Here is a 17,526-nt window from a genome sequence, read left to right as displayed (position 1 = left end):
CATGTCAGGCACCAATAGCACTGCACCTCAAGCGCTCAACGTTTCAGACCTTCGGGACCAGCTCGATGGGATGGCCCATCGTGAAGGGATCCACAAATGGGATCTAGGGGCAAGCCGCAGTAGCAATGCCACCGTTCAGGTGGACCGCGGTGAAGCCAAGCAGCTGAAAGCCTCCCAGCGCAGTTCCATCACCGTGCGTGTTTGGAACGCTGCAGGCTTGGTGGGGATCACAAGTACAACCGATCTCTCGCCATCAGGCCTTGAGCGAGCACTCATCGGGGCGAGAGACGCCAGTCAATTTGGGAATGCCAACGATATTCCCGGGTTCTCACCGCTTGCCATGGCACCGACACCGGAACTGAACCGGCCCTTGCAACCTGCCTTGGGGATTCAGAAACTGCTCAGCACCCTTAAACATGCTGAGAAGGATCTGCTTGGCCAGCATCAAGCGATTGAAACCGTGCCCTACAACGGCCTCAGTGAAGGCAGCAGCGAGCGGATCTACCTGAATAGCGACGGTGCTGTGAGGCAGGTGCAACGCACACAAGCCAGTCTTTATCTCTACGCCAGAGCCGAAGAGATGGGCCGCAAGCCCCGCAGTGGCGGCGCGATACGTGTCGCACTCGGAAGTGAGGGGCTTGATGTACAGGGCTGCGTTGATGAGGCAGCCCAACGCACGATGAGTCATCTCAATTACCAACCGATCGATACCGGTCGTTATCTGGTCTGTTTCACTCCGGAAGCTTTCCTCGATCTTCTTGGTGCGTTCAGCAGCTTGATGAATGCCCGGGCCATTCTTGATGGGGTCAGCCTCAGTGACGCTGATTCGATCGGCTCGCGCCTGGCTGTGCCGTTTTTGTCTCTCCACGACAATGGTCTGCATCCTGGCCATGTGGGAGCAGCACCCTTCGATGGGGAGGGGACACCGACACAACGCCTGCGCCTGATCCACAACGGCCTGTTGGAAAGTTTCCTGCATTCGGAAGCAACAGCGCGTCATTTCGGCGTGGAGCCAACCGGCCATGCCGGACTGGGCGCCAAGGTCTCGGTTGGTCCTGACTGGTTTGAAGTGAGTACGAGCGAGGGAACAACGAGTGGCACAACCCATCTCCATCATTCGAGCAGCCTTGACACCTTTGTTCTGATCGAGAGCCTCAATGCCCTTCATGCAGGAGTGAAGGCAAGTCAGGGTTCCTTTTCGCTGCCCTTTGATGGCTGGCTGGTGCGTGATGGTGAAAAAATATCGGTCGAGTCAGCAACGGTGGCTGGTGATATCCGCCAGGTCCTTAGCGGCATCGTGCATCTTGAACCTGACGCCAAGGTGACCCATCAGGGAGTTTCTCCTCACGTCTGGGTGGATGGTCTCGCGATCACTGGCGAAGCCTGAGTTACTGAGAGATCGACTGTCGTGAAGATCCTCTTCTGGGGCACACCTGCCTACGCGGTTCCCACTCTGCAGGCCCTAATCAAGGCAGGCCACACTGTCGTTGGCGTGGTTAGCCAGCCCGACCGCAGGCGCGGACGCGGCAAACAACTGATGCCCTCGGCCGTCAAAGACGCAGCCTTGGCTCTCGATCTGCCCGTGTACACACCGGAAAAGATCAAACAGGATGCGGCCTGTGTCGACCAACTGGCATCCCTTGGTGCCGATGTCTCTGTCGTCGTCGCTTTCGGGCAGATCCTTCCTAAGAATGTGCTGGAGATGACGCCGCTTGGCAGCTGGAATGGCCACGGCTCTCTCCTACCCAGATGGCGTGGGGCCGGTCCGATTCAATGGGCACTGCTCGAAGGAGACGGCGAAACCGGTGTCGGCATCATGGCGATGGAGGAAGGTCTCGATACTGGACCTGTTCTGCTTGAGGAGAAGGTGGCGATTGGTCTACACGACAACGCCTCCGTTCTGAGTGAGCGCCTCAGCCAGCTCACCGCCGAGTTGATGGTGACATCGATGCCACTGATCGAGGCCGCCGGACGTGGCCATGAACCAGAACGGTTGCAAAGGCTGGGCGTCAGACACCAGGGCGATGGAAGCTGTTATGCCCGCATGCTTCAGAAAGACGACTTCCAGATCGACTGGAATCAATCCGCCCTAACCATTCATCGCAAGGTGATGGGCTTGTACCCAGCCGCCTCAACCCGATGGAACGGGAAGCGCCTCAAAATCTTTAGGACAGAACCGTTAATCAGACGGCTGAGTGATCAACTGTCGACAGCGGCGACCACCCTCACAGAGCGCTGGGGACTAGAAGCTGGGATCCCTTCGACTGAGACGATTGCACCTGGAACAGTGTTGGAAGTGGTGCCCGAGCATGGCTTGGTGGTGGCTTCGAAAGGATGTCCTCTACTGATCAGAGAGGCCCAGTTAGAGGGAAAGAAGAAAAGTTCTGGTGCTCAGTTACTGCAACAACTTCAGGCAGAAACGGGAGACCAACTAGGCCACTAGGTGTTGATAGGCGGCATTGACCCGATGAAAGTCCGAGGCAAATCCGCCCACATCGGGATGATGCTTTTTGACTAAGCGACGGTGTGCCTGTTTGATCTGATCACGCGATGCTCCCCAACGCAGTCCGAGCACCTGTAAACACTCCACTAGCCGAGGATCAGCCCAACGTGGTGCTCCAGTTGGGTTGTTGGTGTCGCGGCTTGCGTGTCGGGCCTTGCCGTTGGCTTGTTTGGCCCCCTGGTAAGAACTTGCACGATGACTGGCACGGTCAGAGTGCCTCTGATCGGTACGCGTTCGTCGCCCACTGGTGGTACGCGCCATTTTTTGGCATAAGTCTTGGACAACGCGACGAGGGTCTTCATCGAGCCACTCACGCGTGCGGACCCCATACAAGGCGAAGGCAGCAAGCACGGCCCATCGTTTCTTGTTCATCCCTCCATCGAGGGCCTGGAGAAGGTCCTGGCCGAGGCCTGGCAATAAACGGTCAAGACGTTGCTGCAAGGTCAGGTTTGGGTGAAAACTCTGACGATTCAGGCTGTCCACCAGAGTCTCAAGCCCCTGGGCGCGCAGTGTGCTCCAGCCAGGCTGCTGAGCGAGAGCCTGCCCCCAGGAATCCACTTGCGCGGTGGTCACATGAACGCGTCCCCCAGAGGGTGCTTGTTTTGACTGTTGGTTATGGCGTGGAGATGGGTCAGACCTCTGTTCAAGAAGCTCTAGGCGGTGTTGAAGCTGACGCAACTGCCTTCTCAGCGCTTCATTCTCAGCCAACAAAGCATCCACATTGCTGGTGACTTGTCGAGCACGAGGATCAGCTGACCTGCGTCGTGGATCGAAGCCCATAGGGGTCGCTCAGCTCAGCGCTGCGAAGTCCGTCCGGTACGTCTTGGGCGCGCGGATGATTTGGAACGAGGTTTATCGGCCCGGCCACGATCATGGCGCGTCCCTGATCCACTTCCTGACCGAGAGGGCCGACGACCACGGCCTCCGCTGAGGTCGATTGGTGGGGCTTCCAGAACGGTGGGCTCAAAACCAGGGATCAAGACCTTCTCTAACGATTCACGAGTTGTGCGCTCAATCGCCTTGAGAAGAAGGGATTCCTCCGCCGCGACGAGAGAAATCGCATGACCACATTCGCCGGCTCGCCCTGTACGACCAATGCGATGGACATAGTCCTCCGCCACGTTGGGTAGATCGAGATTGACCACGTGCGGCAACTGCTGGATATCGATCCCACGTGCTGCGATATCGGTGGCCACCAGCACTCGCACCGATCCATCCTTAAAGCCCTGAAGAGCTCGGGTACGTGCCCCCTGACTCTTATTGCCGTGAATCGCAGCGGCTGAAAGCCCTTCCTTGCTCAGGCGCTCAGCAACGCGATTGGCCCCATGTTTTGTACGAGAGAACACTAGAACTTGCTGCCAATTATTGGTTCGAATCAGATGACTGAGCAGTTCAGGCTTGCGCTTCATATCACAGGGATGAACCAACTGCTGAACGGTACGGGCCGTTTGATTCGGCGGAGTGATTTGAATCTGCAACGGATCATGGAGCAGCCCTGTAGCCAACTTGCGAATCGATGGATTGAAGGTGGCTGAAAACAATAGGTTTTGACGTCGCTCCGGTAACTTTGAGAGTATGCGTCGAATGTCATGAATGAAGCCCATATCAAGCATGCGATCGGCTTCATCAAGCACAAGAAATTCAACTCGCTCAAAGCGTATGGCGCCTTGCTGATACAAATCGAGCAAACGTCCAGGAGTGGCGACCAGTAAATCCACTCCCTGTTGCAGCCTTTGAATCTGGGGATTGACCTTGACCCCACCAAACACCACATCACTGCGAAGGCGTAAGTGGCGGCTGTAAACCCGCACATTGTCAAGAATCTGCGCGGCAAGTTCTCGGGTAGGGGTGAGCACCAAAGCACGGATCTGGCAACGTCCAGAACGGGCTCCGTGGCTGAGCCTCTCCAACATGGGCAGGGTGAATCCAGCAGTTTTGCCCGTGCCTGTCTGAGCCGCCGCCATCAAGTCACGGCCGCTGAGCACAGCCGGAATGGCCTGCTCCTGAATCGGCGATGGTGTGCTGTAACCCTTCTCGCTCAGTGCCTTCAAAAGGGGTGCACTGAGACCCAGGTCATCAAAATTTGATGAGGACGCTGACGAAGGGGCGGCAGTAGCGGTGATGACCTGCAAGCGATGATTCATCACCCTAGAAGCAAGACCTAGGGAGGACCGGGCAATGGGCTCTCCCAATGGGGAGGACCAAAATCACCAGCAGAACTGCGAGAACAGTCGCCAGGGCAAGGGGTTTTGTCCGCCAAGGCGTTTCCGGCGGTAATCCTCCAGCTCAATATCCTCACGGTTGATCACATATCCCTGCTCAACTGACCACTGAATCGGATCAAGACCCGATCCAAGGAAATCCTTTTGCAGGCAAGGCTCTTGATCCATCCTGTCCATGAGGGCTTGCAGCTGCTCTTGACTCATCCGATGCGATCCAGCTCATCAAGCTCTAGCAGTGTTTTCTCCGAAGCAATGGGAGTTTCCAATAAGGCTTAGTGGCATCCATAGAGTGCATATGGTCTAGGGATGCATCTCTCTAATGAAACCGCTGGTATGACAGTCGCTTCCACCCAAGGGACTGAAGACTGAACAAGGCCTAAACCAACGGCTATACCCACCCTGGTCGCAGCTAGCTCACAACAGATGAGCCAGGAAACAATCGAGCCAGGCGCAGGTACAAGAGCTCACGCCGGAGTTGGCTACCAGCTGCAAACCCATCCAGTTAAGACTGATTCTCGTTTTAATAATACCCTCGTCAGAGTAGGCCTGACGCCCAGTAGATAAAGCAACTGATGAGATCGACTTCTGCGAAAGGGATCCTCTCAAGATCAGAGCGTTAGCAGTCCGCTTAAGAATGGAAGCTCGCCTATTCGCAGCATCAACGACTCTCAGCAACGCCTGCGAGGGACCCTAAGGGAAATAGTCATAGTTAAACCTTGCTGATTCAAGCCCATGCAGAGCCTTCTTGCAGAATTAGCGCACAGTCAGGAGAGATACCGACCACCTTCATTTTTGAATCGGGATGGGTACCGGGAGACAAGAGAAGTGGTCTGTATATCGATTCCACATTAGAGATTTCAGCCAAAACCTACATGACGGTTCCTTCTAATTGGAATCCACCGGTATCCGTTAGATTGCCATTGGGAGAGGCACGTTGGTTGGCCCTTGCTTGCTGGAGGGTTGAGTGCCTGCAGGACCTCCATAGATCTTGGTGTCTGGTCCCTTTGGATTCCCACCGGCAAGTTCGTTGAGCTGATCAAGGCTCAGTTCTTCATTCCGACCATCATTCGGGATCGAAGCGGTGCTCACAACAGCGTTGAAGGCTTTTAATGAGACTTATGGGCGATTCTGTACGAGCTGAGGCTTCACTGTATGTCTTGCTTGCCATGAGCTAGCGGAGATTTCTGAACCTATCGCGAATTCGGTTGACAGTTGCCTCACCCGTATCTGGCGGGCTTGATGAATGTGAGCGTATAAAGCCAATGGATAAGACAGTTGCCAGGAAGGTGAAGCACACAACAAACGCGATGACTCGCTGCGTGAATGTGGCTTCTGATTCTTCCATCAATTCGTCACCTTTACTTTGATAGTTCGTGATCTGCTCAGACAACAGCAGTTACTTGGCTGCAGCTTTGGCATGAGCTCATCAACCCAATCAAGTTACTCGTCTACGCTTCCTAGAGGCCTTCTTCCTCTGCCAGGAGGCAGACCTTGACCTGCTCTGTGTTGATCAGGACGGCAAGGACTCGGAAAATTTTGTGTCGGCAGGTTGATAGCGATAACACACCCGCCACTGCTTTTCCCTTGTGGGTTTTGCATAGCCTTCGGTGGTGAGGACTAACAAGAAGCTAAGAGCCAAGGAAAATTAGAAGCCTCATTGACTCAAAGCATTCTCAAATACTGAAGCATTTGCATCTTGACAGACACCCTTAGCAACCATTTTCATTGATCCACTCTCATACAGCAAAAGCATATCAAGATTGATCTTTCCCGGAGGAGGGAACACCAGTGACAATTGACCTTGACTGGTACTTTGACCTTCAATGCCATCGAACTTTCGCACAACAAAGCCATCGACAAAATCGATATCCACCCATGCATCCTTACCTGAGTCCATCATTCGACTATTGGCTTGATCAATCTTGAAGTGAAAGACATGGGTCATCTCTTTCACCTCTGACTCATTCGTACTGGACTGCTCAAAAGTGAAAGTCACTGCAGTATCACATGACACATAAGCAAAGTCATCAGTGATGGCAGGTGATGCCGAGAGAAGTAGAGCACCAAGGAGCGGTAGGGATTTCATTGGTATAAGTATAAGTTAAAGGCGAATCAAAGGTTAATTTCTTCGTTATGTCTGATGTGACTGCTGTGTTCTTTCAGACACTTGCCACCCCCGCTTGGTTGAACCACAGCAACGCATCAAAAAACCCCGCACTTGACGAGGCTGGCGATAGTTCTGTCGTGAGTCATGGCGACAGACTCAGCACCTATAGACAGCGTCCCTCCAGTTGCTCTAGATCCGCCAGTTAGGAGTTGCCGACATCGTTAATGAGCATGAAGGCGCATTGCCTGAATTAGGTGGCTGCCTCGAGAGTGAAGATGACATGCCTAGTTTTGTGATGCAGCGACTGGGTATTCGAGCGTTGTCGGATGCATTAGCTCTGGGGGCAATGCTTCTGCTCGGTTCCTGCACGGGTGGAGAAGCTCTGAAGCGTTTTGAGTTCAAGTCCGACGCGTTGGACTCTCAACTGACCACGGTGAATGTGCCTGCAGGGGGCGAGCTGAGCTTCTGGAACAGTCTTGATCTCAGTTATGAGCTAGGCAGTTCAGTGACGTTCAGGGTCTCCATCCAGCCGCAGGATGCGTCCAGTTCCACAGAGGTGGAGTGTGATGCGCTCAACCCGTCGATGATGTTGATGTCATCGAAGACGCAGCTGCAAAATCGTGTCAATCAATCCTGGAAACTGGCTCGAATGAGCTGTGGGTACGGTCCTGTCGTTGAAGATCAACGGCTGCAGGTCACCGCGGTGCCCGTTCTTTCCGGTTCTGTTGAGATCAGGCGCCTGGTTCTCGAGCTGAAGCGCTGAGTTTCACCCTCCGGACCTAGGAGACAACCTCTGAAGGTGGTAGCTGGCTCCGCCTCTGAGGATGTATGTAGCTTGTTGAAAGGCATCATTACCAACACCTATACCAACAACATACCTTTATGCCACTGAAATGTTAGTCCCTGTCTCTAGTGACATCCATAGAGGTCATAAGCCTGCTTCCACACCTGTTCCAGAACGCTATCGCTGAGCAAAAGTGCTCGCGGGAAGAGAGCCTTCAACCAACGACGACGCTCATCAGCAGAGGAGTGTTCAAAAAAAGACTCTTCAGCTGCTAAGACTCGGAACTTGAGGAACTCAAGTAACGCGGCTCTCAGCCTGATCAGCTCGGCACCTTCAAGTCGATCAACCATGCTTTGGAACAACTCTTGGCGGCTGAAGCTCAGAACATAGCCCGACAAGATGGACCGGGCTTCTCGGGAGATCAGCACATAAGAAAGTATGCAGAAGAATGGCTGAGCTCGGACCAAAGCACCATCCAATAGCAGGCATGGTTTAAAACCGCTCATTGGAGGAAGATCATGCTGGAGCACTTCGCATCAACTGGGCTCGATGCTGGCCACACCTCGAGCCTGGAGAGACATGGCCAAGACCAAAAACAACCAATCCAGTGATTTGCGATTAAGAGCAATCGAGCAGCGTGGAATTGACAGAGATACCTGAATCGAAGAATCGTTAGTGGGTAATGGTTCGATCATACAGAAACCATCAGCTGACTGACCGCAAAGGAGTGATCAAAACAAAGACCAGAGAGTCATCTGTCAGTTGATACACCCCCCTTGATCAGCAAACACTGAGATCCGCTCTGGATCTACACCGATTTGCAACGGTGCATTAGGCACAAGACCATCAATCCAGGGCGCCAACACCTCAACCACTCCAGGTGGTTGCCAGTGCATGGCCTTCGTTTCAGGGTGAGGGAAATATACAAAAGCAGGATAGGAAAAAGATTGAGGAGAACAGCGCAACATGATGCGCCAGAATGAAAACGTTTCTGGTGGATGAAGATCCGTCCAATAGAGTAAAGGGAAATGAAAGTCCGGGCTCTTTAATGAAAGCTTTAACGGCTCTACTGAGAGGTTGAGAGTGCCAGGCCACATTCCTTTTAAATCAAGACCAGCTTTGGCAAAGAAGGGAGTTTGCATTGCGATCGTGCCCCGTGGATAAGGTGAAGCTTCGCGAAGGGGATCGATGTTGGCTTCACCAGACGCCACTCCATGACCAGAGAGAAGTCGGCACCAATGCCAGGTCATTGAGGGAAGTGGTGTCATCAGTTGCGTGGTTGATGATGCGAGCAAGCCTGACAAGGGCCATCGGGCAGCACAGCACAACGCAAAAGCGGACTAAGAGCATTGAAACGACAGCTGGGATCTCCGATGACCCAACCATGGCGATAACGCTGTGCATCAACAGGTTGCCGTTGTTGCTTCACAAGCAACACCACGGAAACGAGCTGATAGCGGCCCAAACGCAAGGCGTAGCGATGTCGACGCTGCAAGATTAGATAGCTATGAGCATTGTGCTCAAACCACCGTCCAGGATGGGGAGAATCAACAAGGTCAAGCCGATCAATCAATCTCTCGCTGCCTGACTGCCGTAACTCAACAAGCATGATTAAGTCTCCTCTGCAGTGGGGAAAGACTTTTCAGAAAACCCCCAGATGAGCAACACAATCACTGTTGCAAGGGTGAACCACTCAGGCACTCGAAGGCCTAACCAGATCAGAGTGACCAAAAGCTTGATGCCGACAAAAGCAACGGCGAGAAATCCTGCTGTTTCAAGTCGCGGAAAAATCGCTAGCCAGCGAACAAACAGCCCTGATGTGAAGCGAAGAGCGATGACCCCAATGAGTGCACCAGTCACCACAAGGATGAGCTGATCGCTGATCGCGACTGCGGCGGCAACACTGTCGATTGAGAATGCAAGATCGGTGAAGGCAAGAGCCATCACCGTGCGCAGGAAGGATCCATCCGCAGAATCATCAGCGCCTTGATCTTGCAGTTCAATTCCACCTCCCAGCCATTTCTCATGAAGGTGCTGATAGACGAGCCAAAGCAGATAGGCAGAGGCCAACAGCTGGATCGGACGAAAGGCCAGCACCCATTGCGCCATCAGGATCAGACCAATGCGTAATACAAACGCCATGGCGATACCCAAGTTGAGGGCCTGACGTTCACGCTCTGGATCCTTCTGGGAGCGGGCGATGGCCGCCAAAGCAATGGCATTGTCGGCGGACAGGATCAGTTCCAGCGAAACCAACACCGGAAGCAAGGGCAACAGCTCTCCCCAACGGTCGACACCATCAAGCAACGGGATCAGGGAGGGGAGAGCTGCTGAATCCATGCTGGTCAGCCTAGAAATAGGAAGCTCATGGATGCGGAATGAACACCCAGGCCCAGCTCTGCCACATCGATCACGAACGCTGCGTGGTGCTTGTGACTGCCTTCGAACAACAGAAGGCCCTAGGCAGCGCTTTGGGGGAAGGAGCCAGCGCAGAGGCAGCAGAGGATCGAGCCCTGGAGAGACTGCGAAGTCGATTCCAAGCGGAACTGCAATCCGAGGTCATTGCTGGTTCAGACACCAGCACACCACCAATCCAACGATCAGATCAACCCACGCGACCCGCGCCTCGACCTGAAGGGAGGAAGGAACAGACACCACCATTAAGACCCTCGTCACCGAAACCGAGCAGCCTGAGACGGACGACGATGGCAGGGGATTCAATCGATCAAGCCCACTTGACGGCGACAGACACACCGACCATGGCTGTCGTCCAGGCCGAAGCTGCGCCGAGTGAAGCGCCTACTGATCCAGACGACTGGAGTGACGAATTAGCCGCCGTGGATCTCGAAATCCAGCGCATCGGCTGGGACCGTGAACAGGAACGAAGTTATTTGGAACGCGCCTTCGGACACAGCAGCCGCCACAAACTGACGCGCTACAGCGATCTGATTGCCTATTTGAAACGGCTGAACGCCTTAGAACCAGGAACACCTGTCGACGTGGCACCGGTCCCGCTACGCAGAGGCGATCTGATCACACAAGGGGATCAAATGTTGGAAAAGCTGGAATGGAGTGGAGAGCAGGCACGCACATTCCTTCAAAACAAACTTGGTGCAAATAGCCGTCAAGCACTGAGTGATGAACAACTGCTCACTTTCAATATGCTGATCGAAAATGAACTTGTTGAATCAGCAACCGGCACGGACGCACGAACAGCTACGTTGCCAAGCTGAAATCGCAAACTCACACCTGAATGCAGAAAGTCACGTGACTAGATTCGTTTTAACTGTTAAGCGATGAAGACTGAGCCTCTATAACCTCAGTCAGACGGGTCATCGCAGATGCCAATTGGGCCTGCGGGTCTGGCTTAGAGGCCTCGACAGCCTCACGCTTTCGTTTGGTCGCCTCTACGGTCTTGACAATCACAAAGCAAACAAAAGCAATCACAATAAAATTAATCAGAGCGACAAGAACCTCCCCTGCCGGCAATTGCGAGAGTGAGGCAACATTGGCCTCTTTCAACGCCGGCTCCAAGATATTCGTCATCAACAGTGTGACGACAGAATTAACAACCTTGCCAAACGCGCCGGCCATAATCACTGCTATCGCAAGATCAACAACATTTCCCTTGCTGATGAAGGATTGAAAAGCTGAGAGAAAGGCAGGTGTTCGAGGCACAGCGAAACAAGAATTCTTTATCGTTCTAGCTGGGCAGTAGCTACAAGACAACAGATGGTCTGGATGCTGGACTGAGTGCTGCCATCCACTTCACAACAAAGTAATCATTAACATGAGTCGTGAGAAGACTCAGAACCTTCTCACCAAGCCCAGGACCGTTGCTCATGCACTTGAGGCCACCTGGATGAACATTGAATGTATGGACGGGGATACAAATGACAACTCTGACTTGCCTTTCGATCGACGAGACCAAAGTGTTTATCGATACCATGGCTGAAGAAGGACGCCCGACAACCACAAAGCATCATCACAAGCTTGGCAAGGTCGAGATTTGGAATTTCACCCTCTCCAATGGCGACTACTTTCAACTCTGGGAACGAAACCGTGCCTTTGAGACAGTCTATTCCTATTACAGACAAGGAATTGGTTCCAGGCAGTACAAGACTCTCAAAGGTGCCGTGAAATCAATTAGGGACTTCTTCTAAAAACAGATGATTTACCAGTTGCAAAGTAAACACAGAGGAGCTTCTTAAACTCAACGAGTGGTTCAACAACAACGTCGAAACAGAGGAAGAACGTATTGACCGGTCATCCAAAGAACCAGCCATAGCTGTGCAGACCAATTCCAAGCAGGTTCACGCCGATATAACAGACCACAATCACAACCAAGCCAAATGCGGCAACCAGCGCAGGTTTCCTTCCCTGCCAACCACGACTAAGGCGCGTATGCAAATAAGCGGCATACACAAGCCAGCAGATCAGGGCCCAGGTTTCCTTTGGGTCCCAGCTCCACCAACTTCCCCAGGCTTCGTTGGCCCAAACGGCACCACTAATGATGCCAATGGTGAGCAAAAGAAACCCCACGGTGATGGTGCGGTAGCTCAGGCTGTCGAGCTGTTCACTCCGACTGAACGCAACCGACTCCAGCTCAAGATCAGCAGAGCCTGTTGCCCCCGCCAGTGCTGCTTTTCGAAAGCCCCCACTGCCAATCGAACTACTGCGTAACTCCAGAGCGTTATCACGATCAATCAAGAGCACTGCGATCGACAGCAGTGATCCAACCAGCAAAGCTGCATAACTGACCATGATCACGCTGACATGCATGACCAGCCAGCTTGAGCGCAGGGCAGGAACTAATGGAGAAGCTTCCTGGAGTCGATCCGGTAAAGCGAAGCTGGCGAAGGCAACGCAGCCGAGGCCCATGGGAGTGGCAGCTGCTGCTACGAGAGGCGATGGCCAACTGCGCTCAACCAGAAGCTGCGTGAGGGTGCAGGCCCAGGCGAGAAAACAGAGAGATTCGTAGAGGTTGCTGATTGGGAAATGTCCCGATTGCCACCAGCGCAGGACCAACTGAGAGGTGAGCGACAGATTCGCCAGCGCGATCAACACCCGTACACCGGAGGACGTTTTGCCGCTGGAGAGAGCCCAGAACCCCCAAGGGAGAGCCACCAGCAACAGAGCGAATGCCAAAAGGCCCAATAGCAGGACGGGATCGTCACCAACAACGGACATCGGAAACATGGGATGGCTTGATGGACAGTTTGAAGGGAAGGGTCAGCGACTGGCCTGACGCAGCAGATACCAACCACCAGCAAAGGAAATCAGAACAGGCGACCACGCAGCGAGAAGGGGAGACAAGGTGCCTTTGACCCCGAGGGAACTGAAACTAAAACTGAGCACGTAATAGACCAAGATCAGAACCACACTGATCCCAAAGCCCTGACTGCGGCTGGTGCGGTTATTGGGCCTCGCACCAAGGCTGCTACCGATCAGCCCAAAGACAAGACAAGCCATCGGCAGAGTGAATTTTTCCTGAATACGAACCCTGAGCTTGCGTGCCTGTTTTCGATCTCCGGCATCTCGGAGCAACTGTTCTGCTTCAAAGGCCTCTAACACCGTCATGTTGTTGGCATCTTTGGGTAACTTTGCGATCCGTATAGGTGCTGCGCTCAACGGATAGAGATAACGATCGAACTGGGCATCGATCGTTCCTCCTTCTGGAGTGAGGGTGACGCTCTGTCCATCAAGAAATTCCCATTTGCCTTCACGGTCATTCCATTTGGCTTCATCAGCCACAAGCATTTGGGTATAGCCAACGCGTGAAAAATCAAGCACCGTTACACCCTGCATTCGTCCCTTTCGGAATTCACGGGCATAAAACAGCTGAGCAAGACCGCGGGAACGGTCAGCGTCACCCCCGCCAGCCAGCCGACCGAATCTCGAATAGACAATATCTTCTCCTTTTTCAGTAGAGATTGCCTTGCCAAGAGCGCGCTGAAGAGTGATCTCAGCCGAACGATTGGAACGAGGCACGATCACATCGTTGAACACGAAGGTGAGGGTGCTCATCGCTAGCGCCAATGCCAAAGCCGGTGCCACCATCCGTTGAGCGGTGACACCAACACTGCGCAGAGCCGTCAATTCACTGTTGGCCGACAACCTGCTGTAAGCCAACAACGTGGCCATCAAAGTGGCCATCGGGAAAGAAATGACCAGAAAGCTGGGCAAGCGCAGCAACAACACTTGAATAGCGATCAAGACTGGCAGACCCGATTCGACGATCTTGCGTACGAGATCGAGCATCACTCCCACCGAGAGGGAGACGACGGTGAAGGCCGCAATGGCAAACAGGAGCGGACCGATCAATTCGGAAATCAGCCACCGATCCATGAGAGGGATGCGGCGTATGGCTCGAGACAGCCTCTGTTGGAAAGAATCAATCACAACTGGAAGCCTTCCCCGAGATAGTGACGACGCACGAGGGGATCATGGGCCACCTCTTCAGAACGGCCCGCCGCCAGAATTGATCCATCCGTAAGGATGTAAGCCCGATCTGTGATCGCAAGGGTTTCACGTACATTGTGATCCGTGATCAAAATCCCCATGCCGCGCTCCCGCAGCGAGTGAATCAGGGCTTGTAGATCTGCCACTGCCAGAGGATCCACTCCAGCAAAGGGTTCATCCAGAAGCAGATATCGGGGTCCTTCCAGGCCAACGGCCAAGGCCCGGGCCACTTCAGTGCGTCGGCGCTCACCTCCGGAAAGCTGATAGCCCTTTCGATCAAGGAAGGGATTGAGATGAAACTCATCGATCAACTGATGTAATCGATCGCGGCTCTGGGCAGTCGAAAGACCGCTTTGAGCCAAAACAAGTTGGAGATTCTCCCGTACAGACAGAGTGCGAAACACACTTGGCTCCTGAGGGAGATAACCAATGCCAAGCGTGGCTCGTTCAGGCATCGAAAGCCCTGCCACCGGATGGCCGTCCATCAGGATCTGACCCTGATCAGGTCTCAACAGACCGATCACAAGATTGAAGGTGGTTGTTTTTCCCGCACCATTCGGACCAAGCAACCCAATCACCTCGCCAGGAGCGAGCGTCATCGACACATCACTGACAAGAGGACGCCCACTAAGGGTCAGGGCCACGCGCTCAAGGGTGAGGCTCATGGCGTCAGAGGAGTCTGAAGGGTGCTGTCCGAGCGGATCACCATCTGCGTGAATACCTGCTGACCAGGAGTGGGCTCTGCTTCTGCTCGTTCCTCCTCCAGCAGGTAAACCACCCGCTCTGCTCGCAAAGCATTGCCTCCGTCCTGCGTGACATCAACATCTCCACTCAGCACAAGCCTGCCTTCACGACTGAAATACTGGGCTTGTCTGGCGGTGGCCACCATTCCCCTGGAGGGATAAACGATTCGAACATTGCCAGCGGCTGTGACCACACCAGTGAGGTTGTCGGCACTCTGGCTGTCGGACTCGATTGTGATCAGGCCACCAGGCGCCGCACCCGTGGAGGCCGATGCAGTGGTCTCACCAGAACGATCTGGCACTTGGGAGAGCTGCTCAGCATGGGCACCATGCAAAGGCATCAAGGTGATCAGCAGGGCCGCCATGCCCATTCCAAGTGGACGAAACACTTCCCTTGGGGGCACTGAGGCAAGCAACTTCGCATCAACGTTGAACTGACGGCAATCTACCGACAACCTCATTGCTGATCGAGCAGAACAGGGACGGGATACGAAGCGGGATCAAGCCCCTGCTGTAAGGCAGTGAGTCGGGAGTGGAGTGTGGAGCGGAGATGGTCGAGGTCAAGACCGAAGTCAGGAAGGGATGTGCCCTTGAGGCGACCCAAGCCTTCGCCAAGAAGAATCGTGGCGCCCTTGGTGTTGCCTCTCTCAAGATGCACATGCGCCACGGCCACTTGGATTAAACCTTGGAGGACGCGTCGCTCAGGGTCTGCCGTTTCATGCCAGAGATCTTCAAAGACGTCATGAGCGGCATACCACTGCTCTGAATTGAACAGTTGGACCCCCTCATCAAAACGGGGGTCCGAACGGACCTGGTCAGAAGAGGATGAGGGGCTAGTCGCGTTCAACGCTTCGCCATCTTCTTCGCCGGCAACTTGCGCAGACGAATTGACTCAGGGGTGACTTCAAGCATCTCGTCAGGGCCGATGTACTCCAGAGCACGCTCAAGGGTCATCTGCACAGGGGACTGAAGAGTATCCAGTTCATCCGCACCAGCGGAACGCATGTTTGTGAGTTGCTTGGCCTTGCAAATATTGATCTCGAGATCCTGAGGACGATTGTTCTCGCCGATGATCATGCCTTTGTAGACCTTCGTGCCTGGGGTGATAAAGAACTGACCGCGATCCTCAGCATTCTTGAGGGAATAGAAGGTGGCAGTGCCCTCTTCAAAAGCGATCAGTACACCATTACGACGGGTGTCAAAGTCGCCAAGCATCGGCCGATATTCAAAGAAGGAGTGACTCATGATCCCTTCACCGCGGGTGGCACGGATGAATTCGCCACGGAAGCCGATCAGTCCACGCGAGGGAACAATGAACTCAAGTTGGGTTCGCCCATCGGAACTGGTTTCCATGTTCTGCATCTCACCTTTGCGGGTGCCGAGCTTCTCGATACAGGCGCCAACAGCGGCTTCAGGTACATCCATCACCAACGTTTCCACGGGCTCGCATGGGGTGCCATCAATGGTGCGGAAAATCACCTGCGGTTGAGACACCTGGAACTCATACCCTTCCCGGCGCATGGTTTCAATCAAAATGCCCAAATGCAGTTCACCTCGACCGCTGACTGCGAAGCGATCAGGGGAATCGGTATCTTCCACCCGAAGAGCAACATTGGTGAGTAGCTCACGCTGGAGTCGATCACGCACCTGACGGCTGGTGACAAACTTGCCTTCCTTGCCTGCAAAAGGAGAATCGTTGACCACAAAAGTCATCTGCAAGGTGGGCTCATCCACCTTGATCAGCGGTAGTGCCCGTGGCTCATCAGGGCAAGCAATCGTTTCGCCGATATTGACATCATCGAAACCGGCAACAGCAACAAGATCACCCGCAGTTGCGTTCTCGATCTCAACACGTTGAAGCCCTTCGAAGCCAAGAAGTTTGCTAATACGACCTTTCTTAACCTTGCCGTCGTCTTTAATTAGAGCTGCATTCTGACCTTGCTTGATCACTCCATTGTGCACCCTGCCAATAATAATTCTGCCAAGAAAATCGGAATAATCGAGAGTGGTGATCTGCAACTGCAATGGCTTCTCTGGATCCCCAACCGGAGGTGGAACGTGACGGAGAATCGCATCAAAGAGCGGACGCATATTGTCGCTCTCTGTTTTCATATCAGGCTTGGCAAAGCCTCCTAAGCCGCTGCCAAATAGATAAGGAAAATCACACTGATCGTCGTCAGCACCGAGCTCGAGGAAGAGATCTAGAACCTTGTCGACCGCAGTCTCTGGATCGACACGAGCACGATCAATTTTGTTAACGAAGACAATGGGACGCAATCCCTGCTCGAGCGCTTTCTTCAGCACGAAGCGGGTCTGAGGCATGGGTCCCTCATTGGCATCCACGATCAGCAAGCAGCCGTCCACCATGCCGAGGACCCGCTCCACTTCACCGCCGAAGTCAGCGTGACCTGGAGTATCGACAATGTTGATACGCGTGTCGTTGTAAGTGACCGCGGTGTTTTTGGAGAGGATTGTGATGCCTCTTTCACGCTCCAGATCGTTGGAGTCCAAAACACAGGTGGGCACCGCTTCGTTGTCACGGAAGATGCCGGACTGCGCCAACAACGCATCAACCAAGGTGGTTTTGCCATGGTCGACGTGGGCGATGATCGCGATGTTGCGTATCGCCTTGTTCTGGGCGCTCATGATTTCCGTGACGTTCTGTGAATGAAGCCTGAACGCCCGGGGGCGTAGCAAGGTAAGGC

Annotated in this window: 19 protein-coding genes; 4 read left to right on the top strand and 15 right to left on the bottom strand. The window is 53.8% G+C overall.

The window, feature by feature from the left end; translation table 11 throughout:
- The first annotated feature begins 1 nt into the window (after position 1).
- Both SIB72_RS10620 and fmt read left to right on the top strand, forming a co-directional pair.
- Positions 2-1,387 carry a TldD/PmbA family protein gene (locus SIB72_RS10620; RefSeq protein ID WP_115121632.1) on the top strand — a complete coding sequence of 462 codons (1,386 nt, stop codon included), beginning with the start codon at positions 2-4 and terminating at the stop codon, positions 1,385-1,387.
- A 21-nt stretch (positions 1,388-1,408) separates the two neighbouring features.
- Entirely contained in the window at positions 1,409-2,443 is a 1,035-nt protein-coding gene (gene fmt, locus SIB72_RS10615) for a methionyl-tRNA formyltransferase (RefSeq protein ID WP_115121633.1), read from the top strand.
- Here the strand turns inward: fmt and SIB72_RS10610 are convergent.
- From SIB72_RS10610 to SIB72_RS10595, 4 genes are all read right to left on the bottom strand, one after another.
- Positions 2,432-3,076, bottom strand: a complete 645-nt coding sequence (locus tag SIB72_RS10610; RefSeq protein ID WP_413743845.1) for a J domain-containing protein — start codon at positions 3,074-3,076, stop codon at positions 2,432-2,434. The two genes, fmt and SIB72_RS10610, sit on opposite strands and share 12 nt — an antisense overlap.
- 221 nt (positions 3,077-3,297) lie before the next feature.
- Positions 3,298-4,647, bottom strand: coding sequence for a DEAD/DEAH box helicase (locus tag SIB72_RS10605; protein WP_115121635.1), 1,350 nt, complete (start codon positions 4,645-4,647; stop codon positions 3,298-3,300).
- A 63-nt stretch (positions 4,648-4,710) separates the two neighbouring features.
- Positions 4,711-4,929, bottom strand: a complete 219-nt coding sequence (locus SIB72_RS10600; RefSeq protein WP_115121636.1) for a hypothetical protein — start codon at positions 4,927-4,929, stop codon at positions 4,711-4,713.
- Between the two features lie 1,450 nt (positions 4,930-6,379).
- Positions 6,380-6,811 (bottom strand): hypothetical protein, encoded by a 432-nt coding sequence (locus SIB72_RS10595; protein WP_413743844.1) that lies wholly within the window; start codon positions 6,809-6,811, stop codon positions 6,380-6,382.
- A 262-nt stretch (positions 6,812-7,073) separates the two neighbouring features.
- On the opposite strand from SIB72_RS10595, the gene SIB72_RS10590 reads away from it, so the two are divergent.
- Positions 7,074-7,595, top strand: a complete 522-nt coding sequence (locus tag SIB72_RS10590) for a hypothetical protein (protein ID WP_413743843.1) — start codon at positions 7,074-7,076, stop codon at positions 7,593-7,595.
- 146 nt (positions 7,596-7,741) lie between these two features.
- On the opposite strand, the gene SIB72_RS10585 is transcribed toward SIB72_RS10590, so the two are convergent.
- The 4 genes from SIB72_RS10585 to SIB72_RS10570 form a co-directional block, all read right to left on the bottom strand.
- Entirely contained in the window at positions 7,742-7,966 is a 225-nt protein-coding gene (locus SIB72_RS10585; protein WP_115121787.1) for a hypothetical protein, read from the bottom strand.
- 408 nt (positions 7,967-8,374) lie between these two features.
- Positions 8,375-8,884: a hypothetical protein gene (locus SIB72_RS10580; protein WP_413743842.1), complete on the bottom strand. Its 510-nt coding sequence runs from the start codon at positions 8,882-8,884 to the stop codon at positions 8,375-8,377.
- Positions 8,884-9,225: a DUF6464 family protein gene (locus SIB72_RS10575; RefSeq protein WP_115121641.1), complete on the bottom strand. Its 342-nt coding sequence runs from the start codon at positions 9,223-9,225 to the stop codon at positions 8,884-8,886. Before SIB72_RS10575 ends, SIB72_RS10580 begins: the two co-directional genes overlap by 1 nt.
- 2 nt (positions 9,226-9,227) lie before the next feature.
- Positions 9,228-9,956 carry a TerC family protein gene (locus SIB72_RS10570; protein WP_413743841.1) on the bottom strand — a complete coding sequence of 243 codons (729 nt, stop codon included), beginning with the start codon at positions 9,954-9,956 and terminating at the stop codon, positions 9,228-9,230.
- Positions 9,957-9,994: 38 nt separating this feature from the next.
- On the opposite strand from SIB72_RS10570, the gene SIB72_RS10565 reads away from it, so the two are divergent.
- Complete coding sequence (locus SIB72_RS10565) at positions 9,995-10,849, top strand: hypothetical protein (protein ID WP_413743840.1); 855 nt, start codon at positions 9,995-9,997, stop codon at positions 10,847-10,849.
- Positions 10,850-10,898: 49 nt separating this feature from the next.
- Here the strand turns inward: SIB72_RS10565 and mscL are convergent, their stop codons facing one another.
- The 7 genes from mscL to typA form a co-directional block, all read right to left on the bottom strand.
- Positions 10,899-11,294 (bottom strand): large conductance mechanosensitive channel protein MscL, encoded by a 396-nt coding sequence (gene mscL, locus SIB72_RS10560; RefSeq protein ID WP_413743839.1) that lies wholly within the window; start codon positions 11,292-11,294, stop codon positions 10,899-10,901.
- A 588-nt stretch (positions 11,295-11,882) separates the two neighbouring features.
- Positions 11,883-12,806: a c-type cytochrome biogenesis protein CcsB gene (gene ccsB, locus SIB72_RS10555; protein ID WP_413745108.1), complete on the bottom strand. Its 924-nt coding sequence runs from the start codon at positions 12,804-12,806 to the stop codon at positions 11,883-11,885.
- Positions 12,807-12,848: 42 nt separating this feature from the next.
- On the bottom strand, positions 12,849-13,964 hold the full coding sequence (locus SIB72_RS10550; protein WP_413743838.1) for an LptF/LptG family permease: 1,116 nt from the start codon (positions 13,962-13,964) through the stop codon (positions 12,849-12,851).
- A gap of 50 nt (positions 13,965-14,014) precedes the next feature.
- Positions 14,015-14,743 carry an LPS export ABC transporter ATP-binding protein gene (gene lptB, locus SIB72_RS10545; RefSeq protein ID WP_413743837.1) on the bottom strand — a complete coding sequence of 243 codons (729 nt, stop codon included), beginning with the start codon at positions 14,741-14,743 and terminating at the stop codon, positions 14,015-14,017.
- Positions 14,740-15,282: a hypothetical protein gene (locus SIB72_RS10540; RefSeq protein ID WP_413743836.1), complete on the bottom strand. Its 543-nt coding sequence runs from the start codon at positions 15,280-15,282 to the stop codon at positions 14,740-14,742. The genes lptB and SIB72_RS10540 overlap by 4 nt, the downstream gene beginning before the upstream one ends.
- On the bottom strand, positions 15,279-15,668 hold the full coding sequence (locus SIB72_RS10535; RefSeq protein WP_413743835.1) for a DUF309 domain-containing protein: 390 nt from the start codon (positions 15,666-15,668) through the stop codon (positions 15,279-15,281). Before SIB72_RS10535 ends, SIB72_RS10540 begins: the two co-directional genes overlap by 4 nt.
- A complete protein-coding gene (gene typA / locus SIB72_RS10530; protein WP_115015237.1) occupies positions 15,665-17,467 on the bottom strand; it encodes a translational GTPase TypA in 1,803 nt (600 codons plus the stop codon). Before typA ends, SIB72_RS10535 begins: the two co-directional genes overlap by 4 nt.
- Positions 17,468-17,526: the final 59 nt, after the last annotated feature.

It is taken from the genome of Synechococcus sp. MIT S9451 (assembly GCF_047304725.1).
In the GTDB taxonomy this organism is placed as follows: Bacteria; Cyanobacteriota; Cyanobacteriia; order PCC-6307; family Cyanobiaceae; genus Synechococcus_C.
This window is presented reverse-complemented; position numbering and strand designations above follow the sequence as displayed.

Bases quoted from the DNA above. Each gene is read 5' to 3' on its own strand.
- SIB72_RS10600 (WP_115121636.1), bottom strand. From the start codon at position 4,929: ATGAGTCAAGAGCAGCTGCAAGCCCTCATGGACAGGATGGATCAAGAG.
- SIB72_RS10565 (WP_413743840.1), top strand. From the start codon at position 9,995: ATGAACACCCAGGCCCAGCTCTGCCACATCGATCACGAACGCTGCGTG.
- lptB (WP_413743837.1), bottom strand. From the start codon at position 14,743: ATGAGCCTCACCCTTGAGCGCGTGGCCCTGACCCTTAGTGGGCGTCCT.
- SIB72_RS10570 (WP_413743841.1), bottom strand. From the start codon at position 9,956: ATGGATTCAGCAGCTCTCCCCTCCCTGATCCCGTTGCTTGATGGTGTC.
- ccsB (WP_413745108.1), bottom strand. From the start codon at position 12,806: ATGTCCGTTGTTGGTGACGATCCCGTCCTGCTATTGGGCCTTTTGGCA.
- SIB72_RS10580 (WP_413743842.1), bottom strand. From the start codon at position 8,884: ATGACACCACTTCCCTCAATGACCTGGCATTGGTGCCGACTTCTCTCT.
- SIB72_RS10575 (WP_115121641.1), bottom strand. From the start codon at position 9,225: ATGCTTGTTGAGTTACGGCAGTCAGGCAGCGAGAGATTGATTGATCGG.
- SIB72_RS10595 (WP_413743844.1), bottom strand. From the start codon at position 6,811: ATGAAATCCCTACCGCTCCTTGGTGCTCTACTTCTCTCGGCATCACCT.
- SIB72_RS10585 (WP_115121787.1), bottom strand. From the start codon at position 7,966: ATGGTTGATCGACTTGAAGGTGCCGAGCTGATCAGGCTGAGAGCCGCG.
- typA (WP_115015237.1), bottom strand. From the start codon at position 17,467: ATGAGCGCCCAGAACAAGGCGATACGCAACATCGCGATCATCGCCCAC.
- SIB72_RS10620 (WP_115121632.1), top strand. From the start codon at position 2: ATGTCAGGCACCAATAGCACTGCACCTCAAGCGCTCAACGTTTCAGAC.
- SIB72_RS10550 (WP_413743838.1), bottom strand. From the start codon at position 13,964: ATGGATCGGTGGCTGATTTCCGAATTGATCGGTCCGCTCCTGTTTGCC.
- SIB72_RS10540 (WP_413743836.1), bottom strand. From the start codon at position 15,282: ATGAGGTTGTCGGTAGATTGCCGTCAGTTCAACGTTGATGCGAAGTTG.
- SIB72_RS10605 (WP_115121635.1), bottom strand. From the start codon at position 4,647: ATGAATCATCGCTTGCAGGTCATCACCGCTACTGCCGCCCCTTCGTCA.